This is a genomic window from Herbaspirillum sp. Sphag64, from assembly GCF_014192645.1.
In the GTDB taxonomy this organism is placed as follows: Bacteria; Pseudomonadota; Gammaproteobacteria; order Burkholderiales; family Burkholderiaceae_D; genus Herbaspirillum.
Window position 1 is genome coordinate 65,420 of the sequence record NZ_JACHYE010000014.1, and the last position, 22,909, is coordinate 88,328.

Sequence of the window (22,909 nt, forward strand, 5' to 3'; positions counted from 1 at the left end):
ACAATACCCTATTTATTTTCGGCGTGTAAATAGCCTCTGCAAGGTAATCTTTTGTCCATCAATTAGCTTGTATTCCTTGTCGGCATTGGCTTCAATGATGATGTCCATGGAGGGAGTAGAAGGGATATTTTTTGATATTTCGCCATGCGAACCAGTAGTTCGCAAATTGTTGACAAGCATGTTTGCGCTGTGTACATTCGCTAGCAATACAGCGTCAGCCCAGTGGTGGTGCGGCGCATCACGAATCATGGCAGTGTGGACGGGGCGAATTGGGGCGAATATGGCAGGCGTGCAGGATGAGATTGAAGTATTCAGCGATGAAGAAACCGGCAAGGACCGGCAATTCGTCAATGCGCTGGCCCGTGGTCTGGAGATTTTGCGCTGCTTCCGTCCGGGCGAGGTCTATCTGCCCAACACCGAGCTGTCCAAACGTACTGGTCTACCTAAACCGACCATCTCACGCCTGACCCACACCCTGACCAAGCTTGGTTATCTCGATTTCAGTCCCGAGCTGGGCAAGTATCAGCTGGGTTCCGGCGTATTGGCGCTGGGTTATTCCTTGTTGTCGGGGATGGATATCCGCAAGCTGGCGCGTCCTGGTATGCAGGAGCTGGCTGAATATTCCCAATGTAATGTGGCGTTGGGCATTCGCGACCGGCTCAGCATGGTGTATGTCGAGTCCTGTCGTGGCAGTGCAGCCGTGACTTTGCGGCGTGATGTCGGTTCGCGGATTCCGCTGGCGAATACCTCGATGGGGCGTGCGTTGATGTGTGGATTGCCGCAGGGCGAGCGTGATTTTCTGATGGACCATATCCGTCTGCGCAATGAGGAGCAGTGGCCGGCGATCAAGGCGGGCCTCGAACAGAGCTTCAAGGATTATCAGGATTACGGTTTTTGCCTCTCTGCCGGCGACTGGGAAAAGAATATCTCGGCGGTAGGGGTTCCCTTGCTCGATACCGATGGTCAAAAGATGATGGCCTTCAATTGTGGTGGCCCGTCATTTCTGGTCACGCGAGAGATGTTGATGGATGATCTGGGGCCGCGTCTGGCAAAGCTGGTACGCAATCTGGAAGTCAGCATGGGGCGCCGCTGATCAGAGTTTTTTGCTTATTCCACTGTTCACCCTGTGACGTGATGGTGTCATCGACCGTCAGGGGTGATCAGTGTCTGGAGGAGTCGACCGACGATGATGCTGGACCAGGATTTTTCGCTCGCTGATTTGCCGCAGCGTCTCAGTGATATTGCCCGCTACTGGGCACAGCACGCACCAACCGCACCGGCGCTCAGCGATGGCATCGTGCGCTGGAATTACGCCGAGCTCAACGCCGCCGTTGATTGCGCTATTGCATTGCTGCACGCACAAGCAGTGCGGCCCGGTGACCGCGTGATGATCGTCGGTGAAAACTGTGGCGCGCAGGTGGCATTGATTCTTGCCTGTGCAGCGATCGATGCCTGGGCGGTGATTGTCAATGCACGGCTGTCGGCGCGTGAGGTCGATGTTATTGCGGACCATTGTGGTGCGCGCCGCAGCTTCTTCATGATCGATGTTTCTGCCGATGCCAAAGCTCACGCCGAGCGCCTTGCCGCGCCGGTGCATCAGATCCCCCTGCTGGGTGCGCTGGCGATTGGTGCCTGTAATGCAGATTGTCTGCCGGAACCTGTTGTTAGCAGCAATGCCGAGCAGGTAGCCGCCTTGATCTATACCAGTGGTACCACCGGCCAACCCAAGGGCGTGATGCTGACGCATCGTAATCTGTTGTTTGTGGCTGCCATGTCTGCCCAGCTGCGCCGGTTGACATCGGTGGATCGCGTCTATGGCGTATTGCCGTTGTCGCATGTGTTTGGCTTGTCTTCGGTCATGCTGGCGAGCTTGCTGGCAGGCGCTTACTTACAACTGGCACCACGTTACTCGGCCGCGGCCCTGCTGCATGCGCTACAAGAGGATGGCATCACTGTCCTCTCCGGTGTGCCGGCTATGTATGCGCGTCTGCTCGATCTGCTGGGGCACACTGATGCCAGTCCGACTTTCCCGCAATTGCGTTTTGCCTATGCCGGTGGTTCGCCGATGGATCTGGCGCTCAAGACGGCGGTTGAAAAGCTGTTCGGGCAACCGCTGCATAACGGCTATGGCCTGACCGAGAGTTCGCCTAGCGTGAGCCTGACCCGCATTGGCGCACCGCGCAGTGATACGTCGGTCGGGCAGGTGATCAAAGGTGTGGAGATTCGTTTGGTCGATAGTAGCGAGACTGATGTCGCCTCTGGCGAGGTCGGCGAATTATGGATTCGTGGTCCGAATGTGATGCGTGGTTATTACCGTGCACCAGAGCAGACTGCCAGCGTGATGCGTGCCGATGGCTGGCTCAACACCGGTGATCTGGCACGTCAGGATGCGGACGGTGCCTTGTTCATCGTCGGGCGCACCAAGGAGCTGATTATTCGCTCCGGCTTTAATGTCTACCCGATTGAAGTGGAGGCGGCGCTCAATGCGCATGCGGCGATCAGTCAGTCGGCGGTGGTCGGGCGCAAGGTGGCTGACGGCAATGAAGAGGTGGTGGCTTTTGTCGAGCTGGTACCGCAGGCGACGGTGACGGTCAGCGAGCTCGATGATTATCTGCAGCCGCTGCTGTCGGCGTACAAACGTCCGAGTGAAATCATTATCATGCCGACGCTGCCTGCAGCGCCGACTGGTAAATTATTGAAGGGCAAATTGCGACAACTGGCTCAGGAGCGTTGATTACCCTTAATTTCAACAAGCTGTAAAAATAAAAAATTAAATTAAATTCAATTTCATCAATAAGGTGGAGACAATGAAAAAACGATTCAATGCCCGCGGGCAGGGATGGCGTCTGGCTGCTGTCATGACTACGGCACTGGCTGCTGCATCGATACTGAATGCTGCCTATGCAGAGGATTTGCAGGTTGGCGTAGAAATTCCGCTGACCGGTTCACTGGCACGGGTTGGCTCCGGCATGCTCGAAGGTATTACCGTCGCTGCTGAAGTATTCAATAGCAAGAACCCCAAAAACAAGATCAAGCTGGTCACTATTGATGATGAATCAGCACCGGCCAAGGCGATTGCTGCGGTAGAAAAATTGTCCGGGCAGGGTGTGCTTGCCATCACTGGTGGTTACGGCTCCAACAATATCGCCCCGGCGGCTGATGCTGCTGCCAAGGCCGGTCTGGTCTACGTGACCTCGGGTGGCGTTGATGACAGCCTGGTCAATAGCGGGCGCAAGAATTTTTTCCGGATCAACAATACGGCAGGCTATCAAAAGGCAGTCGATGGTCTATTGACCGAGATGCAGGCGAAGTCGGTTTCGATTGTCTATTCCACCAAGGAAGCGACCGCCGGGCTGGCGGGTGACCTGCAAAAGACACTGGCAGCGCGTGGCGTGACAGTCGTGTCGCATCCGTTTGATCCTGCCATTACCGATTTCAAGCCCATCATCAACAAGATCAAGCTGCAGGATCGCTCTGAAGTGATCGCCATGGTCGGTTACGAAAACGACTACGTCGGTATTCTGCGCGCAGCACGTGTGCTCAAGCCTAACGTGAAGGCACTGGTCGGTGTGTGGTCGCTGGCGACACCGAAGATGGCGGCCGATTTCCCTGACCTGATGCCCAATGTTTATGGCACGGCGGTATTGCCCTTCCCGGCCCAGTTCAACACGCCTGACGGGAAGGTCTTTAGCGACACTTATCAAAAGCTGTACAAGAAGGAGCCGGACTATCTTGGTCAGTTCGGCTATGTGCAATCGATGCTGTTGTTTGAAGCGATTGCCCGTGCTGCTGATAAAGGCACACTCAAGAAAAATGGTGTGGCTGAAGAGATGCGCAAGACCGACCGCGATACCCTGATCGGTCGGGTACAGTTTGGCAGCAACGGCGACAACCCCAATTTTGTCCATCGCATGGGGCAGCACCAAGGCAACAAGATCGTGTTGGTTTGGCCGCCTGCGGCTGCCACCGGGAAGATGAATTACCCTGCGGTTCCCTGGTAACGCTGGTAGTCACTGACAGGTTGATGACATGACTGAATTAATACTGCAGGCGCTCTATTCGGGCCTGTTGCAGGGCGGTTCGTATGCGCTCATTGCATTGGGATTGGCGCTGGTGTTTGGCGCCATGAAGATGATCAATCTGGCGCATGGCGAACTGGTGTTGCTGTCGGCTTATATCGCCTACACGGTCGAGGCGAAGCTCGGCTGGAACCCGATACTGGCGATTCCATGTGCGTTGGTGGTGGTATGCCTGGCGTCGGTGGCGGTGTACTTTATCGTCGGCCGCATCAAGCAGGATAGAGAAATCAATTCACTCATTCTGACCTACGGCATCGGCGTGATGCTGACCAATCTGATGCTGCTGATCTGGAAGGCCGATGTGCGCTCTACCAGTTCATCCTGGATGCAGGAAGCTTTCATTATCGGGCCGCTCTACAGCATGCGCAGTGAAGTGCTGTTCTTTGGCGTGAGTCTGCTGATGATTGTCGGTTTGTGGCTATGGTTATCGCGGAGCTGGTATGGGCGTGCCGTACGTGCGGTATCGAGCAATCGCGATGCCGCCAAGCTGATGGGGATCAACCCGGCCTTGACGGAGCTGGTGGCCTTTATCGTGGCAGGCATCCTGGCAGCGGTAGCCGGTGTCGCGCTGTTCAGTTACGGCGTGATCAGCCCATCCTATGGCAGTGTGCTGACGATCAAGGCCTTCATCATCACGGTACTGGCGGGGATTGGTTCGATTCCCGGCGTCTTGCTGGGGGCGTTGTTGCTGGGTGTTGCCGAAGCGCTGACAGTGACGCTGGCCAGTTCTGCGTTGCAGGAGTTGGCAGGCATGGGTTTGTTTCTGCTGGTGTTGTTTGTGATGCCCAGTGGACTGTTTGGTGCCAAGCGGAGGCGCGGATGATGCAGTTGCTGAATGTGCTGAAGAAAGCCGGAAAGACCTTCTGGCTCGGGTTGCTGCTGATCTATCTGGTCGTGCCGCTGGCTCTGGGTAATAACAACTATGTGATGAGTCTGGTGGTAGCGGCATTGATCATTGGCGGTATTGCATTGTCGTGGGCTTTGCTGGGCAATCTGGGGGGGATGATTAGTTTTGGGCATGCGGCATTCTTCGGGGTGGGGGCGTACACCTCGGCGGTGTTGAGCATGCAGCTGCACGTTCCGGTAATGCTGGCGATGCTGCTGGGTGGCGTTGGGGCCTTGGTGGCAGCGGTTTTCATGTTGCCGGTATTGCGCCTGAAAGGGCCATATTTTGCCTTGGCGATTCTGGCATATGCCCAGATCTTTCGTATTCTGGCGACCGAATGCACCAGCATCACTGGTGGCGCAGCGGGCTTATCCAGTATTCCTGGTTTGCCAAGCCTGTGGGGTCTGGATCTGAGCAGCAAGACCGGCGCGTATCTGGTGTTGCTGACGATTGTGCTGCTGTTTGTGCTGTGCTATCAGGCCCTGCGTGACAGCGACTATGGTCTGGCCTTGCGTGCCATGCACGAGAGTGAAGATGCAACTCGCGTAGTCGGCGTCAACAGTGGCATGCTCAAGGCACTGATGTTGCTGTTGTCGGCGTTCATGTGCGGGGTAGTGGGCGCGTTCAATGCCCATTACATCAATTTTCTTGAGCCGGATTACGCGTTCAGTAGTCTCTGGGTGGCCTTGCCGATTGTGGCTGCCATCTTTGGCGGCTATCGCAGCACCATTGGCCCGATCATTGGTGCGGTGGTGGTCTATCTGATCGATCAGTTGATCTTCAAGAATATTCTGCCGTCGGGGCACCAACTGGTGTTGGGTGGGCTACTGGTGGCGATGATTGTCTTTAGTCCGGCAGGTTTGCTGCCGCTGCTACGCAAGCTGACGAGGAAGAACCATGCTGCAACTTGACAATCTCTCCGTCTGCTTCGGTGGGCTGACCGCCGTCAACAGTGTTTCGCTCAAGGTGGAATCGCAGGATGTGCTGGGGCTGGTTGGTGCCAATGGCGCCGGCAAGACCACCTTGTTCAACGCGATCTCTGGGTTGGTGCGGCCGACCAGCGGCAAGATCAGTTTCAATGGCGTCGATCTGATGCGCGCACCGATGTATCAGCGCGCACGCAGCGGGATCGGTCGCACCTTTCAGATTCCGCAGCCGATGCATGAATTGAGCGTACGTGAGAATCTGATCGTGGCGCAGCGCTTTGCCACTGGTCGCGTCGATCAGCACAAGATTGATGAGATTCTGGATTTCACCAGCCTGAGCGACAAGGCTTCCCGGCAAGCCGCCAGCGAACTGGCGCTGACCGAGCTCAAGGCACTGGAAGTGGCCAAGGCATTGGCGACCAATCCACGCTTGCTGTTGCTTGATGAGGTATTGGCCGGGCTGGAAACCAATGGCAAGCGTCGTTTCATGCAAATGCTCAAGCAACTGCATCAGAGCTTTGCAGTCGGCATCATCATCATTGAGCATGACATTGAGACCATCTGCAATTTGTGTCAGCGCGTGGCAGTGCTCAATTTTGGTCAATTGATTGCGGATGGCACGCCCGACGCAGTCTTCAATGATCCGGCCGTGATCAAGAGCTATACAGGGAATTGAACATGCTGGAAATTACCAATCTGCGTGCCGGTTATGGCGGCATCAATGTGCTGTGGGATGTTTCCCTGAACTTCGCACGCGGACAACTGACCACCATCATCGGCCCCAATGGCGCTGGCAAGACTACCTTGCTGCGCGCCATCATGGGTTTGCTGCCGCTATCGCAAGGCAGTGTCCATCTTAATGGTGCGCGTCTTGATGGCACGCCGACCTGGAAAATGGCCGATGTGTCGATGGCCATGATTCCGGAAGGGCGCATGGTGTTCCGCGACATGAGCGTTGAGGAAAATCTGATCCTGGGGGCATTTGCACCGCAGCACCGGGTGCAGGTAAAGGACAATATTGCGCGTTCCTATACGATGTTTCCACGGCTCAGGGAGCGCCGCTCGCAGCTGGCGGGATCGCTATCGGGCGGCGAGGCGCAGATGCTGGCAATGGCGCGGGGCTTGATGTCTGACCCGTCGCTGCTGATCATTGACGAGCCTTCTTTGGGGCTGGCACCGGTGGTGGTCAATGAACTGTTCGAGATTCTGACCCAGCTCAAGCAAGGTGGTCGCACCATCATTCTGGTGGAGCAAAACACCCACCGTGCGGTGGGTGTGGCAGATCATGTGTATCTGATGCAAAGTGGCAAGGTGGCCCTGAGTCAAGCGGCCGACCAGGTCAATCTGGATCAGTTGCATGATCTGTATTTTGCACGCTAACGCCAGATCGAAAGCGCAACGTGATCCCATCAGCAAGGCAGGTCGAAGAGCAGGAATTCGGCTGCATCGGCCTGTTCCAGCGTGATCTTTGTTTCCTCGCTGATCTTCAACGCATCGCCCGTGGTGAGTGATTGCCCGTTGACCACCAGCTTGCCGCGGATCAGATGCACATAGGCCAGTCGCTTGCTGTCGATGGCATAGTCGAGCTTGTCATCACCATTGAGGATGGACGCGTAGACGCTGGCATCCTGATGGATCAGTACTGAATTGTCGCGACCATCTGAGGAGGCGATCAGGCGCAGTTGTCCGATCTTTTGCTCCGGGCTGAAGTGCTTTTCTTCATAGCTGGGGGCAATCCCGGTGACGTTGGGCTGAATCCAGATCTGCAGGAAGTGCACCGGCTCTTCTGCCGAGTGATTGAACTCGCTGTGGCGCACACCACTACCTGCGCTCATGCGTTGCACATCACCGTAATGCAGGACCGAACCGGTACCCATGCTGTCCTTGTGCTCCAGCGCACCTTCCAGGACATAGGAAATGATCTCCATGTCACGGTGGCCGTGGGTGCCAAATCCCATCGACGGTTGGACCCGGTCTTCATTGATCACTTGCAGCGGGCCAAAGCCGAGGTGCTTGGGGTCATAGTAATGACCGAACGAGAAACTATGGTGCGAGTTCAGCCAGCCGTGGTTGGCGATACCGCGTTCATTTGCCTTGCGCATTTCAATCATGATTTTCTCCGTGTGTTGAGGGACGGATGGAGTATGCGTCGCTGCATATGAAAAGAAAAACGGAAAGATTGGTGATCTATTGTCGAAATTTTCGATAATTAATTTAAGTTGTTGATTATTAATGATTAAATTTTTATGCTTCCTGTTTTTAATGCCTTTATTGGCGAATAAATTGGGATTTTTTTAATCAATAATCGAAAAATATGCTTATTTCTACAATGTCGCTGTAGAAAGGCATTCTGTCGCTCACGGCCAACAAAAAAGCCTGCACAGTGGCAGGCTTTTTAGGTTCAAGCAGGAGCTGATCAAGCGAAGTTCTTGGCAGCGAAGTCCCAGTTGACGATGCCCCAGAACGCTTCGACGTACTTCGCACGTGCGTTGCGGTAGTCGATGTAGTAAGCGTGTTCCCAGACGTCAATAGTCAGCAGCGCCTTGTCGGTGGTGGTCAGTGGTGTGCCAGCGCCGGTGGTGTTGACGATGTCCAGCGAGCCGTCCGCTTTCTTGACCAGCCAGGTCCAGCCGGAGCCGAAGTTGGCCAGGCCGAGTTTGGTGAATTCTGCCTTGAATGTGTCGAACGAACCCCACTTGGCGTTGATCGCGTCAGCCAGTGCGCCGCTTGGTGCGCCGGCACCCTTTGGTGTCAGGCTGTGCCAGTAGAAGGTGTGGTTCCAGATTTGGGCTGCATTATTGAACACGCCACCGGAAGACTTCTTGATGATGTCTTCGAGGGACAGTGTTTCGAATTCTGTACCGGGGATCAGGTTGTTCAGGTTGGTCACATAGGTCTGATGGTGCTTGCCGTAGTGATATTCGAGTGTTTCTTTGGAAATGGTCGGTGCCAGTGCGTCCAGTTCGTAAGGCAGTGCCGGGAGGGTATGCGCCATGGTGAATCCTTTCGGTATTGTTGATCAAACGAAGGTTTTTATTGGTAGAACGTGATTCTAAAGCGGATAGCGATTCTTTGCACTGTCTTGGGTCGCGCTTTGTAGAGTTGCTGTCAGCTTACTCCAGTGTTGGCTGCACCCCTGCAATATCGACTTCGGCACTGCCTGCCGCTAACCGCAGGGTGATCTTGCTGCGCGGCTGCAAGGCAGCCGGTGAGCGCATGACTTGTCCCTTGGCATCGGTCACGATGGCATAGCCGCGCTCCAGTGTGCGCTGTGGATTGAGTAACTCCAGCTGTGCCGCCTGTGTTGCCAGTAACTGCTGACGTCGCTGGCTGTGACGACTGGCGGCCTGGCTCAGGCGCTGCGCGTAAGCAGTGATCTGCAGACGTGCAGACGTAGTATGCGGCAAGCGATTCTGCAGTCGGGTCTGTAAATGCTGCAATTGATACCGTGCAGTGGCTATAGGCATGCGGGTAGCGTGCTCCAGTCGCCCTTGCAGCGCTTGCAGCTTGAGGCGCTCGCGGCTGATATAGGCTGCCGGGCTGATCAGGCGACGTGACATCCAGTCCAGATTCTGTGCCTGCTCGGCTAGTTGGCGCTTGAAGGCGCGCCGGAGATCATTGGCATAACTCTGCAGACTTGCGATCCAGTCAGCGCGTGGCGTGGCTGCAAGTTCAGCGGCGGCGGTTGGTGTCGGCGCGCGCAGGTCGGCGGCGAAGTCGGCAACGGTGAAGTCGGTTTCGTGGCCGATGCCGGCAATGACAGGCACGCTGCAGTCGGCGATGGCGCGTGCGACGGCTTCGTCATTAAAGGACCACAGGTCTTCCATGCTGCCGCCACCACGGCCGACCAGCAAAACATCACATTCAGCGCGGCGCGAGGCGGTCTCGATGGCCTGGGCAATTTTAGTGGCGGCACCTTCTCCCTGTACCGGTGTGGGGTAAAGAATCACCTGTACGTGTGGTGCCCGGCGGCGTAGCGCCGTCAGAATATCGTGCAGGGCTGCCGCCTGCGGACTGGTAACGATGCCGATGCAACGCGCAAAGTCCGGAATGGGGCGCTTGCGTTCGGGATCGAACAGGCCTTCCTGTTCCAGCTTTTGCTTGAGTCGCAGGAAGGCTTCATACAGATTGCCGACACCGGCGCGCCGGATTGCTTCGACGTTGAGCTGATAGTCGCCACGCGGTGCATATAGGGTAACCAGCGTACGTACTTCGACCTTGTCACCTTCACGCGGGCTGAAACCGGCATGTTGCGCGCGTCCCTTGAACATGACTGCGCGCACCTGTGCGGCATCGTCTTTGAGCGTGAAGTACCAGTGACCTGACGCAGCACGGGTAAAATTGGATATTTCGCCTGCCACCCAGACCAGCGGGAAGTTGCGCTCCAGCATCCGTGCGACGGCCTGATTCAGGGCCGAAACGGCCAGTACCGGTGGGCCGGCAGCGGCGTTGTCAGCGGGGCTGGAGAATTCGTTGAAGCTCATTGGTGGCGCTCTGTGTTGTCGTGGTAGGTGATGGTGCGGTGCAAGCTTTGTGATCAGAATTAAAAAAGTCTTTGAAATCAGTATGTTGATGTCTTGATCAAGGGCTTGTTCACAAAGTTATGCACAGAAAATGTGGGTAAAGTGCACAGGATTTTAAATCGCTTTGGCGTGAGCGTGAGTTTCTGCCTTGCCGGGCGCAGCGCAAACCGTTACATTCTGCACCGTCGTTGTGGTCCATGAACTGAATCTGTCGTCATTGCAATACCGTAAAGGAGTCTTTCTTGTTCGCTATCATTCAAGCCGCTGGCTGGCCGATCTGGCCGCTGCTGATTGCTTCCATCATTGGCCTCGCCCTGATTATCGAGAGGCTGGTGTATCTGCGGCGTCCGCGCATTTTGCCCGAGAATCTGCTGGCCGAAGTCGTCCGCGTCTATCAGCAGGGCCGCCTCAACGAAGATGTGATCGACAAGCTGGAACAGAATTCGCCGCTGGGGCAGGTGCTGGCCGCGGGTTTGCGCAATCTGGATGCGCCGCGCGAGGTGATGAAGGAAGCGATCGAGGAGTCTGGTCAGGCTGCGGCCCATCGGCTGGAACGCTACCTGACCTCGCTGGGCACGATTGCGTCGCTGGCTCCTTTGATGGGCCTGTTTGGCACGGTGATCGGAATGATCGAGATTTTTGGTTCGCAGACTGCTGCCGGTACCAATCCGGCGCAATTGGCGCATGGCATTTCGATTGCGCTCTACAACACTGGATTCGGACTCGCCATTGCGATGCCGGCACTGGTGTTCTATCGTCATTTCCGGGCGCTGGTGGATAGTTTTGTGGTGGAGCTGGAGCAGCAGGCGATCCGCTTTGTCGATGTCGTGCATGGCACACGCTACGAATAGTCCACAGGAATAGTCATGAATTTTCGCAAAGGGCGCGCGCGTGAGGATCTGGAGATCAACCTGATCCCCTTCATTGATGTGCTGTTGGTGATCGTGATCTTCCTGATGGTGACCACCAGCTACAGTAAATTCACCGCCTTGCAGATTACCTTGCCAACGGCGGATGCCAACAAGGCGGTCGAGCAGCCGTTCGAGATCAACGTGGCGGTCGATGCACAAGGCCACTATGCGATCAACAATCAGCAGGTTGCGGCGCAGGATGCTGCCGGACTGGCACTGGAGATGCAGGCGGCGGTACAGGCGATGAATGTGGCAAGTTCGCAGACCGCAGCGCAGACTTCCCCGCAGCAAGGCACTGCACGACCGGACCCGGTGGTGATCATTAATGCTGATGCGCTGGCGGCACATCAGACGGTCATCAACGTGCTTGAGGCGGCGCGCTCGGCCGGCTTTGCCAAGGTGACGTTTGCCGCGCAGAGCAGCAGTAAATAATGTGCTGACCCGTATTTTTTACCTTCGTTGAGGTTCCCTTTGTCTGCCTCCCTGGAATCTGGCCTGATGCGCGCCTGGACGCGCCGTGGCTGGCTGGCTTGTCTGTTGTGGCCGCTGTCGCTGCTGTTCGGTACCGTCGTCTGGTGGCGCCGTGCCATGTATCGTCGGGGCTGGAAGCAGGCTGAACGTTTGCCGGTGCCGGTAGTGGTGGTTGGCAATGTCTTTGTTGGCGGGACCGGCAAGACACCATTGACGATCTGGCTGGTGGAGGTGTTGCGCCGTGCCGGTTATACGCCGGGTGTAATTTCCCGTGGTTATGGTGCCGCCGCGCAGGGCACACTGACCGTGACGCCCGCTTCGCAGGCCCGCGAGGTTGGTGACGAACCTTTGCTCATTGCCGAGCGCAGCGCCTGTCCGGTGGTGGTTGGTCGCAGTCGGGTGGCAGCTGGACGGGCCTTGCTGACACAGTATCCCGAAGTCGATGTGATCATTTCTGATGATGGATTGCAACATTATGCGCTGGCGCGTGATGTGGAAATTATCCTCTCCGACCGACGCGGGCAGGGCAATGGCTGGTTGCTGCCAGCTGGACCCTTGCGAGAATCCGCGCGCCGACGTGGTGATTTTGCAGTCTGCAATCTGGGGAGTGCAGCAGACACGACAGAGGGCGTGCCGATATTGCCGCCCGATACGTTGCCTAATACGTTGCCCATGTGGCTGCAAGCGGGTGAGGCTGAGCAACTGAAGGATCGTTCGCGGCGTGTGCCGCTGGCGGAGTTGGCTGTAACGTCTTTTGATGGGCCATTGCTGGCGGCTGCCGGAATTGGTAATCCCGGGCGTTTTTTCGCGACGCTGACAGCGTCCGGATTGCAGTTTGAAACCCTGGCCTTGCCGGATCATTACGATTTTGCCGTTAATCCATTTGCGGCTGTATCAGCCGGACTGATCCTGATTACGGAAAAGGATGCAGTAAAATGCAGGGCAATAGAGGCCCTCAAAAACGATTCCCGATTGTGGGTCGTGCCTGTGACAGCGCGCATCGATGGCGCGCTGGCTGATCAATTAGTGGAGAAACTGCGTGAACGCCCGATTGCTTGATATCCTCGTCTGCCCGATCTGCAAAGGTCCCCTGGAGCATGACAAGAAGAACCTGGAACTGATTTGCCATGGCGACAAGCTGGCCTATCCGATTCGCGATGGTATTCCCATTATGTGGGCTGATGAAGCACGCGAGTTGGGTGTTGTCACCGCGGGCAGTGAACCAGCGGTTTGATACGCTGTCTGTCTGGTCGGTCTGACAAGATGACCGCCTTCTGAACTCTGCAACTGATTTCAATTTGCCTGCCATGTCATTTACCGTCATTATTCCCGCCCGTCTGGCGTCGACCCGTCTGCCCAACAAGCCGCTGGCTGATCTCGGCGGCAAGCCGATGATCGTGCGCGTAGCCGAGCGGGCCGCGCTATCCGGCGCTCGCCGCATTGTGGTGGCAACCGATCACCGTGACATCTTTGCTGCCTGCGAGCAGCACGGCATTGATGTTGCCATGACGCGTGCTGATCATCCATCTGGCACCGACCGTATCGCTGAGGTGGCAGCAGCCATGGATCTGGCCGACGATGCCGTGGTGGTCAATGTGCAGGGTGATGAGCCGCTGATTGATCCGGGCCTGATCGCTGCTACGGCAGCGCATGTCCGGGCGGATGCGCCAATGGCGACGGCGGCGCATGCGATTGAGCAGTTGCCGGAGATGTTCAATCCGAATGTGGTCAAGGTGGTGTTGAGCAAGGATGGTCGTGCGCTGTATTTCTCGCGCGCGGCAATTCCCTGGCATCGGGACGGTTTTGCACAATCCCGTGAGCAGCTGTCCGAATCGCATCGGCATGAATTCGCGCCGTTGAGGCACATTGGCTTATACGCCTATACCAACAAGTTCTTGCAGATCTATCCGACGCTGACGGCTTCGCCGCTGGAACGGATTGAGGCGCTGGAGCAGTTGCGCGTGCTCTGGCATGGTTATTCGATTGCAGTCCATGTCACTTCGTTGCTGCCGGAGGCGGGGGTCGATACGCCCGAAGATCTCGAACGCGTTCGCAAACAATATCAGGCGCCACCGGACAGTGCGCTGGTGGCCGCGATTTCGGCGCTGTAAATCGGCACTTGTAAGCTTCGGGTCAAACTTTGTTCCCATAATCATCCCTGACAGGCTGCCTAAAAAATAGGCGTTTGTCATGATTCGGTAAGATTTTGTGGTAAGTTTCGTCAAGAGCAAGGTAATGATACAAGCGGCGTCAACCGAGACAAGCGCCTTCGATGGCATGAGTTTGTGCAGTTTGAGTCGATTGCCATCGCAATAAAATTCAAAACTTCATTTAGGAAACAATATGCGCCTCATCCTTCTAGGAGCGCCTGGTGCCGGTAAAGGTACGCAAGCCACTTTTATCAAGGAAAAATTCAATATTCCACAGATTTCAACCGGCGACATGCTGCGCGCAGCCGTTGCTGCCGGTACGGAACTGGGCATCGCGGCCAAGAAGGTGATGGATGCTGGTGGTCTGGTGTCGGATGACATCATCATCGGACTGGTCAAGGACCGTCTGAAGCAGCCGGATTGTGCCAATGGTTACCTCTTCGATGGTTTTCCACGCACCACGCCGCAAGCCGATGCGATGAAGGATGCCGGTGTGCAGATCGACTACGTGCTGGAAATCGACGTTCCTGATAGTGCCATTGTTGAGCGCATGAGTGGCCGCCGTGTGCATCAACCTTCGGGTCGCACCTATCATGTCAAGTTCAATCCGCCCAAGGTTGAGGGCAAAGATGATGTGACTGGCGAAGCGCTGATCCAGCGTGATGATGACAAGGAAGAAACCGTCAAGAAGCGCCTGTCGGTCTACCACGAACAGACCGAAGTGCTGGTTGGTTATTACGGCAAGTGGGCCGAGTCAGGCCAGCCGGGTGCACCGAAGTATCGCAAGATTGCCGGCGTCGGACCGGTGGAGCAAATCAGAGAGAGTGCATTCAAGGCACTGTCGGAATAAAATGAAGCGGACCATGTGTCCGCTTTTTTTTTGCGTGCAATTTGTTGGCTGGTGCTGTCGTGGAAGATGATCGCGTAAAGGGTGGGGCTCAATAGAACAGGCAGTCGCAGTCTCTGAACCGCATCCGTGTGGTAGGGAATTGAGGGTGTTCGCAGTTGTGATGCTGTTTGCCCGGCTTGCCTTGGACAGGCTTTGCCTGGGTTTGTTGTGATGCTTTGCGTTGAACTGAAATCCTGATGCGTCTTCTGGATGCATCTTCTTCAATAATAAGGAGAAGACATGATGGCAACAGCCCTGTGGTTTGCCGTGGCCTGCGGTATTGTCGCAGTGATCTATGGACTCATTTCACGAAGCTGGATTCTCAGGCAGGACCCCGGCAATGCGCGCATGCAAGAAATCGCAGGTGCCATTGAACAGGGTGCTGCGGCCTATCTGGCGCGTCAATATCGCACCATTGCCGTCGTCGGTGTGGTGCTGTTCATTCTGATTGCATTGATTCCTGGGCTGGGATGGATCACAGCGCTAGGTTTTCTGATCGGTGCCGTACTCTCCGGGGCCTGTGGTTTTATCGGTATGAATGTCTCAGTGCGCGCCAATGTGCGCACCGCACAGGCTGCCAGTCGGGGCATGAATGAAGCCCTCAATGTGGCATTTCGTGGCGGTGCGATTACCGGCATGCTGGTGGTCGGACTGGGCCTGTTGGGCGTGTCGCTGTTCTTCTGGTGGTTATTTGTGCAAGGGCAGGGTAGCGCCGTGTCGTTGCATGATGCGATCCGACCGTTGATCGGTCTCGCATTCGGCGCATCGCTGATTTCCATCTTTGCCCGTCTGGGTGGCGGTATCTTCACCAAGGGTGCCGATGTGGGCGCGGATCTGGTCGGCAAGGTGGAGGCGGGTATTCCCGAGGATGACCCCCGCAATCCTGCGGTGATTGCCGACAATGTCGGTGACAACGTGGGCGATTGTGCCGGTATGGCTGCCGATCTCTTTGAGACTTATGTGGTCACGCTGGTCGCCACCATGTTGCTCGGCAGTCTGTTGATGCAGCATGCCGATGTACTCGCCGTGCTGTATCCACTGGCGCTGGGCGGTGTATCGATTCTGGCCTCGATTATCGGTTGCGGCATGGTCAAGGTAGTGCCTGGCAAGAAGATCATGTCAGCCTTATATACCGGACTGTGGTGGGCGGCTGGACTAAGTCTGATTGGCTTTGCCGTCGTTACCTGGATCATGTTCCCGGCTGAGTTGCGTATCTCCATGCTGGGTTCGGCGTTGATTGGTATTGTGCTTACCGGCCTGATGGTGGTGATCACGGAATACTACACGGGCACCGACTTTGCCCCTGTGCGCCACATTGCCGAAGCATCCACGACTGGTCACGGTACCAATATCATCGCCGGTCTGGGTGTGTCGATGAAGTCAACTGCTTTCCCGGTCTTGTCAGTGTGTGCAGCGATTCTTGCGGCATACTGGCTGGCAGGGCTGTATGGCGTGGCGATTGCAGCAACGTCAATGTTGTCGATGGCGGGCATTATTGTCGCCCTCGATGCCTATGGGCCGATTACCGATAACGCTGGCGGGATTGCCGAAATGGCCGGGATGCCAGAGTCAGTGCGTGCCATTACCGACCCGCTGGATGCGGTCGGCAATACGACCAAGGCGGTCACCAAAGGCTACGCAATCGGCTCAGCGGGATTGGCAGCGCTGGTGCTTTTCGCCGATTACACACATGCGCTCGACGCCGTCGGCAAGCACAGCGTGTTCGATCTATCTGATCCGATGGTGATTGTCGGTTTATTCATCGGCGGCCTGATTCCTTACCTGTTCGGTGCGATGGCCATGGAGGCCGTTGGTCGGGCTGCAGGTGCCGTGGTGATCGAAGTGCGGCGCCAGTTCAGAGACATCAAAGGCATCATGGATGGCAGTGGCAAGCCGGAGTATGACAAAGCGGTGGATATGCTGACTTCGTCGGCTATCAAGGAAATGATCCTGCCTTCGTTGTTGCCGGTGATTGTGCCGATTCTGGTTGGCTTATTGCTGGGCGCGGCAGCGTTGGGTGGTTTGCTGATGGGAACCATCGTCACAGGTTTGTTTGTCGCCATTTCCATGACCACCGGCGGTGGTGCCTGGGATAACGCCAAGAAATATATCGAAGAAGGCCATTTTGGAGGCAAGGGATCGGATGCCCATAAGGCCGCCGTCACGGGTGATACGGTCGGTGATCCCTACAAGGACACGGCTGGTCCTGCGGTTAATCCACTGATCAAGATCATCAATATCGTGGCGCTGTTGCTGGTGCCTTTATTGCCGATGACACCCATGGTGGGTGCCAAGCTGGAGCGTCCGGAGTCGCTGGCCAGTGTGGTGCCACCGCTGGCGGCTGTTACTGTGAGCGTTACCGTGGGAAAATAAGGTCGACTCTCTCACAAGGAGGGTAAGCGCAGACCGATGGCGTACGTCGCCATCGGTTGCACATTTCAACGATAACGAGACAGTGTGTAAAGGAGACCGTATTCATGCAGATTGCCGGACAGGTATTTGTGGTGACAGGAGCCGCATCGGGTTTGGGCGCAGCCAGCGCACGCATGTTGGCGCAGCACGGGGGCAAGGTCGTATTGGCTGACCTGCAGGAGCTTTCGGGGCAGCAGCTAGCGGCAGAATTGGGTGGTGAGTATGTGCGCTGCGATGTGACGTCGGAGCAGGATGCACAGGCCGTGTTTGACGCCGCACAGCGGCTCGGCGGTGTGCGCGGGCTGATTAACTGTGCCGGGATTGCGCCGGCAGCCAAGGTGGTGGGCAAAGAAGGGCCACATAGTTTGGCGTTGTTTCAGAAAACCATCAACATCAATCTGATTGGCAGCTTTAACATGGCCCGCCTGGCTGCGCATGCAATGAGTTTGTTGCCACCGCTGGAGCAGGGGGAGCGTGGTGTCATCATCAATACTGCCTCGGTTGCGGCTTATGATGGGCAGATTGGTCAGGCTGCTTATGCGGCCTCGAAGGCTGCCATCGTCGGTCTGACCTTGCCGATGGCACGCGACCTGTCGCGTAATGGTATCCGCGTGGTGACGATTGCTCCCGGTATTTTCGAGACGCCAATGCTCGCTGCCATGCCACAGGAAGTGCAGGATGCGCTCGGCAGTTCAGTGCCGTTTCCGCCGCGTCTTGGCAAGGCCACGGAATATGCGCATCTGGCAAAAACCATCATTGAAAATCTGATGCTCAATGGCGAAACAATTCGCCTTGATGGTGCGATTCGTATGGCGCCTAAATAGCCGATTTTTGTCGTTTTCATGGCAGGGATTTTCGGTGGCATTGAAATTATTTCGAAGTTTTGATGCTATCGAATCCTGGTGACTGCTAAGCTGTTGGCATGGAGACAATGGACAAAAAAACAGGATTGATTCTGACTGGCGGTGGCGCGCGCGCGGCCTATCAGGTTGGTGTGCTCAATGCCCTGTCGCTGATCTTGCTGGAAGCAGGCTGGCCGGCGCATTGCAATCCCTTTCAGATTATCTGTGGTACCTCGGCTGGTGCTATCAATGCGACGGCGCTAGCCTGTCGTGCCGATGATTTTGGCGAAGGCGTGCGCGAGCTGATGGGAGTCTGGTCGCATTTCAAGGCAGATCAGGTTTATCGTGCTGATTCGCTGGGTGTGATTCGTTCAGGCGCGCGCTGGTTATCGTTGTTTTCTTTCGGATGGTTGCTGCGCAAATGGCACGCCAATCCACCCAATTCCCTGCTCGACAATACGCCCCTGGTCACCATGCTGCATCGCTTGCTGGATTTGCCCCGGCTTGACGATGCGCTGGCCAATGGCACTTTGCATGCACTGGCGGTGACGGCATCGTCCTACTCCGGTGGGCAGCATTTAACCTTTTATCAATCCAGCCAGAAGGTCGAGCCGTGGCAACGGACCCAGCGTGCTGCTGTGCGGGATCAGATTGGCGTGGAGCATCTACTGGCGTCATCGGCGATTCCCTTCATCTTTCCTGCGATACCGATTTTCTATGAAGGTCGTCGCGAATATTTCGGCGATGGTTCGATGCGTCAGGTTGCGCCAATTTCGCCGGCGATCCACCTCGGCGCGAGCAAGATTCTGGTGATTGGATCCGGCCGCATTGGTGATCGTGCCGGGCCAGCAAACGCGCAGACGCAGTATCCCAGTCTGGCGCAGGTGGCAGGGCATGCTTTGTCCAGCATCTTTCTGGATGGCTTGTCTGCAGATATCGAACGCGTCAACCGTATCAATCAGACATTGTCTATCCTGACCACTGAGCAGCGCGAAAAGATGAGCTTGCGTCCGGTCGATGTATTGGTGGTTACGCCTTCAGAACGGATTGACGAGATCGCCAGCCGGCATGTCAACAGTTTGCCGAGGCCAGTGCGCGTGATGCTTGGCGGCATCGGGGCGACCGAGGCACGTGGCGCGGCGCTGGCTTCCTATCTGTTGTTTGAGGCAAGTTTTACCAATGAGCTGATCGCACTGGGGCAGCGCGATACCGAAGCCATGCGCGACGAGGTGCTGGCGTTTTTTGGACAATATCAGCCGCTCTGATGGTCGTTTTGAGATGCTTTGGCTGCAGATTCGAGTTGCCTCGTTTGCGGCAAAACGTTACTCTACGCAATGGTATTGCGAAAAATTAATAGATGTGCAACATAAATTGCGAGCCTGCTCTTGAATAATTTTTCGAAACGGTGCTGGTTATTTTTCGTAGCACTGCTCTTTTCCTGTTCGGCATTGGCAAAAGAGGCCCCTTCAAGTGGGAGCCCCATTGCCGATGTCGCGATCAGCACCCTGCCGCCTGAAGTGGCGCAGACGCTGAAGCTGATCAAGCAGGGAGGGCCCTATCTGTATGCGAAGGACGGCATTGTTTTTGGCAACTACGAAGGGGTTTTGCCCGGGAGAAAGCGTGGGTATTATCACGAATTCACCGTCATCACCCCGCATGCCCGTAATCGTGGAGCCCGGCGCATCATCGCTGGTGGCAATCCGCAAACGTCGGGGGAATATTTTTACACCGGGGACCACTACCGCACATTCCAGCGTATCCGAGAGTAGCCAGCCCGGAGGAATCAGGCGGCAGGGGCTTAGTTTTTGCAGTCAGGCTTGCTTGCAACATTCATTGCAAAATTTGAGGGAGAAATGAGTTTATTTAAAACGGTGCCGCCAAATGTTGTGCAGTCTATCCGCGCGTTCCGCGTGACCGACTTGCAGGAAGAGGCTGCGCGTCTTGGTCAGCACTTTCTGTACGCGTATTGTGCCGATGCCATGACCAAGCAGCAGGTTTTGGCGCTCGTTGCCAGTGCGTTTCATTTCCCCCGTCACTTTGGCAAGAATTTCGATGCGCTCGGTGATTGTCTGACTGACCTGACGCACAAGTCAGGACCACAGCCTGGTTTTATTGTTGTACTAGAGCAATTGCCCAACACGCAAAAATTCGACAAGGAAGCACGGGAAACTTTGCTGGACGTATTCCGTGATGCCGCCGATTTTTGGGCTGATAAAAAGGTCTCCTTCCGCGTCTTTTATTCGTTCCAGTAGTTTTTCGGCTGCCATCGCGCTACTTGCTCGTGATTTTTGGCGATCGGTCAGCACGCAGCGGTTACAATGCGCAGCATGAGAAGCATTGTTATCCTGATTTCAGGACGCGGCTCCAATATGGAAGCCATTGTCCGTACCGCCCAGGCAGAGAAATGGCCGGTGTCGATTGCTGCAGTGATTAGCAATCGGGCTGATTCTGCCGGTCTTGTATTCGCCCGTGAACATGGCATTGCCACAGCCGTGGTGACCAATAAGGACTTTCCGACACGCGAGCAGTTTGACGTTGCCTTGCGGGACGTGATTGACGCTTTTTCTCCGGACCTTGTCGTATTGGCCGGGTTCATGCGTATCCTGACGGCGCCTTTCGTGGATCATTATGCTGGGCGCATGCTCAATATTCACCCCTCGCTGCTGCCCGCCTTTCCGGGGCTGGCAACGCATCGTCAGGCACTGGCGGCAGGTGTGAAGCTGCATGGCGCTACCGTCCATTTTGTGACGCCTGATCTCGATCATGGCCCAATTGTGGCGCAAGCTGCAGTGCCGGTACAAGAGGGCGACACTGAAGAAAGCCTTGCTGAGCGTGTGTTGCAGCAAGAACATCTTATTTATCCACGCGCAGTGCGTTGGTTTATAGAAGGCAAGTTGCATCTGGATGGTGCGCGCGTGCGCATTGATCCGACTGTCAGCAACGCCTGAATCATTATTTTTTGAAGGAAGCAGTATGAGATTGCCACCTGCAATCGTTCCCCACACCGAAGAAGTCTTGCGTGAAATATTGCGCTTCACCGGTCCGGCTGACGTTACCCTGTCGCGTTACTTCCGTGAGAACCCCAGACTCGGCGGTCGCGAGCGCGGTGTCATAGCAGAAGCCGTCTACGGTCTGCTGCGCAACAAGTCGGTGTATACCAATTTTGCCGAATCTGGTGTTGGCCCGATGATGCGCCGCATGGCGCTGCTAGGTCTGACCGATACGGTTGACGTGGATGCCATTGCCGGCCTATCGCAGGAAGAGGTTGACTGGCTCAATCGCACGGCCCAGATCGACCGGAATCAGTTGCCGTTGGCCATGCGTGCCAATTTGCCTCAGTGGCTGCTGGACAAGCTGATTGCGCGTGATGGCGAAGCCGCAGCCATGGCGCTGGCTGAAGCGATGAATCAGCCAGCTCCTTTGGACTTGCGCGTCAATGCGATCAAGGCCAATCGGGAAACGGTCATTGCCGAACTGTTGGCCGCACCAATTGTGTGCGAAGAAACACCTTACTCACCGCTTGGTTTGCGCGTCAAGAAAAAGCCGGCACTACAGAACCTTCCACTGTTCAAGGATGGTGCGATAGAAGTGCAGGATGAAGGAAGTCAATTGCTGGCGCATATTGTTGGTGCAAAGCGTGGCGAGATGGTGGTCGATTTCTGTGCTGGCGCAGGCGGCAAAACATTGGCATTGGGTGCCTCCATGCGCAATACGGGGCGGCTGTACGCGTTTGACGTTTCTGACAAGCGTCTGGCTAAACTGAAGCCACGTCTTGCCAGAAGCGGGCTTTCCAATGTCCATCCAGTACTCATCGCGCACGAGAACGATGCCAAGGTCAAGCGCCTGGCGGGCAAGATAGACCGTGTACTGGTCGATGCACCCTGTAGCGGTCTGGGCACCTTGCGCCGCAATCCCGACATGAAGTGGCGGCAGAACGAAGCGTCTGTCACCGAGATGCATGCCAAGCAGGTCAGCATCCTCACTGGCGCAGCACGTCTGGTCAAGGCGGGTGGACGTCTGGTCTATGGCACCTGCAGTTTCCTCAATGAGGAAAATGAAGATGTGGTTGCAGAATTCCTGCAAGCCAATCCCGACTTCTCCCTGGTGCCAATGCGCGCGATACTGGAGGAACAGAAAATTGCACTGGACATGGACGATTACCTGAAATTGTTGCCACAACAGCATCAGACCGATGGTTTCTTCGCTGCTGTTCTGGAACGCAAGAAATAATGCACAGTTGGCGCTGGTCTGGTGCACTGGCGCTGATTCTGATTGCGCTTTCGGGAGGCAATGCGCAGGCGCAAGCCTTATCACTTGCACCCAGCCCGGCACCGCAGCAATTGCAAGCCCAGGGGACGGTGGAGGCAGCTTTCACACCCTGGGACAACATCGAGGCAATGCTGCTGGCTGAAATTGCCAGAGCGCAACAGCAAGTGTTGGTGCAAGCCTATATTCTGACCAGCAAGCCATTCACCAAGGCATTGATCCAGGCGCATCGGCGCGGCGTAGAGGTCAGCCTGCTAATTGATGCAGGGCAATTGAATAAGACCGGCCAGGCTTGTCTAAGTCTCTTGCAGTCTGCTGGCGTCAAGGTAACGCTGGAAACCCGCTATAAAAATGCGCACAACAAAGTCATTGTGATTGATGCCATGACGGAAGATGCGACCGTGATTACCGGTAGCTATAATTTCACGTGGAGTGCGCAGAACAAGAATGCAGAAAATATACTGATCCTGCGTCGAAATCCCCCGTTGGCCGCCGTGTATGCAGCTAACTGGATGCGCCATTTCAAAGATGCCGAACCTGCTACGCGGCAATGA

24 protein-coding genes are annotated in these 22,909 nt (G+C 55.9%); 21 read left to right on the forward strand and 3 right to left on the reverse strand.

Annotated features, from left to right (window positions below; genetic code table 11):
• Positions 1 to 247: 247 nt before the first annotated feature.
• From FHW66_RS17885 to FHW66_RS17915, 7 genes are all read left to right on the forward strand, one after another.
• Positions 248 to 1,093, forward strand: coding sequence for an IclR family transcriptional regulator (locus tag FHW66_RS17885; RefSeq protein ID WP_370543482.1), 846 nt, complete (start codon positions 248 to 250; stop codon positions 1,091 to 1,093).
• Positions 1,094 to 1,186: 93 nt separating this feature from the next.
• Complete coding sequence (locus FHW66_RS17890) at positions 1,187 to 2,734, forward strand: class I adenylate-forming enzyme family protein (protein ID WP_221197027.1); 1,548 nt, start codon at positions 1,187 to 1,189, stop codon at positions 2,732 to 2,734.
• Between the two features lie 124 nt (positions 2,735 to 2,858).
• Positions 2,859 to 4,001, forward strand: coding sequence for an ABC transporter substrate-binding protein (locus FHW66_RS17895; RefSeq protein ID WP_255459052.1), 1,143 nt, complete (start codon positions 2,859 to 2,861; stop codon positions 3,999 to 4,001).
• A gap of 28 nt (positions 4,002 to 4,029) precedes the next feature.
• Positions 4,030 to 4,902, forward strand: a complete 873-nt coding sequence (locus tag FHW66_RS17900) for a branched-chain amino acid ABC transporter permease (RefSeq protein ID WP_183381189.1) — start codon at positions 4,030 to 4,032, stop codon at positions 4,900 to 4,902.
• Complete coding sequence (locus FHW66_RS17905) at positions 4,899 to 5,876, forward strand: branched-chain amino acid ABC transporter permease (protein ID WP_255459047.1); 978 nt, start codon at positions 4,899 to 4,901, stop codon at positions 5,874 to 5,876. Before FHW66_RS17900 ends, FHW66_RS17905 begins: the two co-directional genes overlap by 4 nt.
• Positions 5,863 to 6,567, forward strand: a complete 705-nt coding sequence (locus FHW66_RS17910) for an ABC transporter ATP-binding protein (protein WP_183381190.1) — start codon at positions 5,863 to 5,865, stop codon at positions 6,565 to 6,567. Before FHW66_RS17905 ends, FHW66_RS17910 begins: the two co-directional genes overlap by 14 nt.
• A 2-nt stretch (positions 6,568 to 6,569) precedes the next feature.
• Positions 6,570 to 7,271 (forward strand): ABC transporter ATP-binding protein, encoded by a 702-nt coding sequence (locus tag FHW66_RS17915; RefSeq protein ID WP_183381191.1) that lies wholly within the window; start codon positions 6,570 to 6,572, stop codon positions 7,269 to 7,271.
• 29 nt (positions 7,272 to 7,300) lie between these two features.
• Here FHW66_RS17915 and FHW66_RS17920 read toward each other — a convergent pair whose 3' ends face one another.
• The 3 genes from FHW66_RS17920 to xseA all read right to left on the reverse strand — a co-directional run bounded on the left by FHW66_RS17920 (position 7,301) and on the right by xseA (position 10,375).
• Positions 7,301 to 8,002, reverse strand: a complete 702-nt coding sequence (locus FHW66_RS17920; RefSeq protein ID WP_183381192.1) for a pirin family protein — start codon at positions 8,000 to 8,002, stop codon at positions 7,301 to 7,303.
• 305 nt (positions 8,003 to 8,307) lie between these two features.
• A complete protein-coding gene (gene sodB, locus FHW66_RS17925) occupies positions 8,308 to 8,886 on the reverse strand; it encodes a superoxide dismutase [Fe] (protein ID WP_183381193.1) in 579 nt (192 codons plus the stop codon).
• A 118-nt stretch (positions 8,887 to 9,004) separates the two neighbouring features.
• On the reverse strand, positions 9,005 to 10,375 hold the full coding sequence (gene xseA / locus FHW66_RS17930) for an exodeoxyribonuclease VII large subunit (RefSeq protein WP_183381194.1): 1,371 nt from the start codon (positions 10,373 to 10,375) through the stop codon (positions 9,005 to 9,007).
• Positions 10,376 to 10,656: 281 nt separating this feature from the next.
• On the opposite strand from xseA, the gene FHW66_RS17935 reads away from it, so the two are divergent.
• From FHW66_RS17935 to FHW66_RS18000, 14 genes are all read left to right on the forward strand, one after another.
• The gene (locus FHW66_RS17935; protein ID WP_183381195.1) at positions 10,657 to 11,265 is read left to right on the forward strand and encodes a MotA/TolQ/ExbB proton channel family protein; all 609 of its coding nucleotides are present in this window, start codon (positions 10,657 to 10,659) and stop codon (positions 11,263 to 11,265) included.
• A 15-nt stretch (positions 11,266 to 11,280) separates the two neighbouring features.
• Positions 11,281 to 11,757, forward strand: a complete 477-nt coding sequence (locus FHW66_RS17940) for a biopolymer transporter ExbD (protein ID WP_183381196.1) — start codon at positions 11,281 to 11,283, stop codon at positions 11,755 to 11,757.
• A 66-nt stretch (positions 11,758 to 11,823) separates the two neighbouring features.
• Entirely contained in the window at positions 11,824 to 12,855 is a 1,032-nt protein-coding gene (gene lpxK, locus FHW66_RS17945) for a tetraacyldisaccharide 4'-kinase (RefSeq protein ID WP_183381219.1), read from the forward strand.
• Entirely contained in the window at positions 12,836 to 13,030 is a 195-nt protein-coding gene (locus tag FHW66_RS17950) for a Trm112 family protein (protein WP_183381197.1), read from the forward strand. Before lpxK ends, FHW66_RS17950 begins: the two co-directional genes overlap by 20 nt.
• A 73-nt stretch (positions 13,031 to 13,103) precedes the next feature.
• Positions 13,104 to 13,907, forward strand: a complete 804-nt coding sequence (kdsB, locus tag FHW66_RS17955; protein ID WP_183381198.1) for a 3-deoxy-manno-octulosonate cytidylyltransferase — start codon at positions 13,104 to 13,106, stop codon at positions 13,905 to 13,907.
• Positions 13,908 to 14,139: 232 nt separating this feature from the next.
• On the forward strand, positions 14,140 to 14,796 hold the full coding sequence (gene adk / locus FHW66_RS17960) for an adenylate kinase (protein ID WP_183381199.1): 657 nt from the start codon (positions 14,140 to 14,142) through the stop codon (positions 14,794 to 14,796).
• Positions 14,797 to 15,078: 282 nt separating this feature from the next.
• A complete protein-coding gene (locus tag FHW66_RS17965) occupies positions 15,079 to 17,208 on the forward strand; it encodes a sodium-translocating pyrophosphatase (RefSeq protein ID WP_183381220.1) in 2,130 nt (709 codons plus the stop codon).
• Between the two features lie 104 nt (positions 17,209 to 17,312).
• Positions 17,313 to 18,071 carry an SDR family NAD(P)-dependent oxidoreductase gene (locus FHW66_RS17970; protein ID WP_183381200.1) on the forward strand — a complete coding sequence of 253 codons (759 nt, stop codon included), beginning with the start codon at positions 17,313 to 17,315 and terminating at the stop codon, positions 18,069 to 18,071.
• A 98-nt stretch (positions 18,072 to 18,169) separates the two neighbouring features.
• Positions 18,170 to 19,354 (forward strand): patatin-like phospholipase family protein, encoded by a 1,185-nt coding sequence (locus tag FHW66_RS17975; protein WP_183381201.1) that lies wholly within the window; start codon positions 18,170 to 18,172, stop codon positions 19,352 to 19,354.
• Positions 19,355 to 19,474: 120 nt separating this feature from the next.
• Positions 19,475 to 19,858, forward strand: a complete 384-nt coding sequence (locus FHW66_RS17980; RefSeq protein ID WP_255459049.1) for a ribonuclease — start codon at positions 19,475 to 19,477, stop codon at positions 19,856 to 19,858.
• An 84-nt stretch (positions 19,859 to 19,942) separates the two neighbouring features.
• Positions 19,943 to 20,341, forward strand: coding sequence for a barstar family protein (locus FHW66_RS17985; protein ID WP_183381202.1), 399 nt, complete (start codon positions 19,943 to 19,945; stop codon positions 20,339 to 20,341).
• 75 nt (positions 20,342 to 20,416) lie between these two features.
• Entirely contained in the window at positions 20,417 to 21,037 is a 621-nt protein-coding gene (gene purN, locus FHW66_RS17990) for a phosphoribosylglycinamide formyltransferase (protein ID WP_183381203.1), read from the forward strand.
• A gap of 25 nt (positions 21,038 to 21,062) precedes the next feature.
• A complete protein-coding gene (locus FHW66_RS17995) occupies positions 21,063 to 22,319 on the forward strand; it encodes an RsmB/NOP family class I SAM-dependent RNA methyltransferase (RefSeq protein WP_183381204.1) in 1,257 nt (418 codons plus the stop codon).
• Complete coding sequence (locus FHW66_RS18000; RefSeq protein WP_183381205.1) at positions 22,319 to 22,909, forward strand: phospholipase D family protein; 591 nt, start codon at positions 22,319 to 22,321, stop codon at positions 22,907 to 22,909. The genes FHW66_RS17995 and FHW66_RS18000 overlap by 1 nt, the downstream gene beginning before the upstream one ends.

What these genes read in the sequence shown, in the direction of transcription:
- FHW66_RS17885 (WP_370543482.1), top strand. Translation starts at nt 248, where the DNA reads ATGGCAGTGTGGACGGGGCGAATTGGGGCGAATATGGCAGGCGTGCAG.
- FHW66_RS17890 (WP_221197027.1), top strand. Translation starts at nt 1,187, where the DNA reads ATGATGCTGGACCAGGATTTTTCGCTCGCTGATTTGCCGCAGCGTCTC.
- FHW66_RS17895 (WP_255459052.1), top strand. Translation starts at nt 2,859, where the DNA reads ATGACTACGGCACTGGCTGCTGCATCGATACTGAATGCTGCCTATGCA.
- FHW66_RS17900 (WP_183381189.1), top strand. Translation starts at nt 4,030, where the DNA reads ATGACTGAATTAATACTGCAGGCGCTCTATTCGGGCCTGTTGCAGGGC.
- FHW66_RS17905 (WP_255459047.1), top strand. Translation starts at nt 4,899, where the DNA reads ATGATGCAGTTGCTGAATGTGCTGAAGAAAGCCGGAAAGACCTTCTGG.
- FHW66_RS17910 (WP_183381190.1), top strand. Translation starts at nt 5,863, where the DNA reads ATGCTGCAACTTGACAATCTCTCCGTCTGCTTCGGTGGGCTGACCGCC.
- FHW66_RS17915 (WP_183381191.1), top strand. Translation starts at nt 6,570, where the DNA reads ATGCTGGAAATTACCAATCTGCGTGCCGGTTATGGCGGCATCAATGTG.
- FHW66_RS17920 (WP_183381192.1), bottom strand. Translation starts at nt 8,002, where the DNA reads ATGATTGAAATGCGCAAGGCAAATGAACGCGGTATCGCCAACCACGGC.
- sodB (WP_183381193.1), bottom strand. Translation starts at nt 8,886, where the DNA reads ATGGCGCATACCCTCCCGGCACTGCCTTACGAACTGGACGCACTGGCA.
- xseA (WP_183381194.1), bottom strand. Translation starts at nt 10,375, where the DNA reads ATGAGCTTCAACGAATTCTCCAGCCCCGCTGACAACGCCGCTGCCGGC.
- FHW66_RS17940 (WP_183381196.1), top strand. Translation starts at nt 11,281, where the DNA reads ATGAATTTTCGCAAAGGGCGCGCGCGTGAGGATCTGGAGATCAACCTG.
- lpxK (WP_183381219.1), top strand. Translation starts at nt 11,824, where the DNA reads ATGCGCGCCTGGACGCGCCGTGGCTGGCTGGCTTGTCTGTTGTGGCCG.
- kdsB (WP_183381198.1), top strand. Translation starts at nt 13,104, where the DNA reads ATGTCATTTACCGTCATTATTCCCGCCCGTCTGGCGTCGACCCGTCTG.
- adk (WP_183381199.1), top strand. Translation starts at nt 14,140, where the DNA reads ATGCGCCTCATCCTTCTAGGAGCGCCTGGTGCCGGTAAAGGTACGCAA.
- FHW66_RS17965 (WP_183381220.1), top strand. Translation starts at nt 15,079, where the DNA reads ATGGCAACAGCCCTGTGGTTTGCCGTGGCCTGCGGTATTGTCGCAGTG.
- FHW66_RS17970 (WP_183381200.1), top strand. Translation starts at nt 17,313, where the DNA reads ATGCAGATTGCCGGACAGGTATTTGTGGTGACAGGAGCCGCATCGGGT.
- FHW66_RS17975 (WP_183381201.1), top strand. Translation starts at nt 18,170, where the DNA reads ATGGAGACAATGGACAAAAAAACAGGATTGATTCTGACTGGCGGTGGC.
- FHW66_RS17985 (WP_183381202.1), top strand. Translation starts at nt 19,943, where the DNA reads ATGAGTTTATTTAAAACGGTGCCGCCAAATGTTGTGCAGTCTATCCGC.
- purN (WP_183381203.1), top strand. Translation starts at nt 20,417, where the DNA reads ATGAGAAGCATTGTTATCCTGATTTCAGGACGCGGCTCCAATATGGAA.
- FHW66_RS17995 (WP_183381204.1), top strand. Translation starts at nt 21,063, where the DNA reads ATGAGATTGCCACCTGCAATCGTTCCCCACACCGAAGAAGTCTTGCGT.
- FHW66_RS18000 (WP_183381205.1), top strand. Translation starts at nt 22,319, where the DNA reads ATGCACAGTTGGCGCTGGTCTGGTGCACTGGCGCTGATTCTGATTGCG.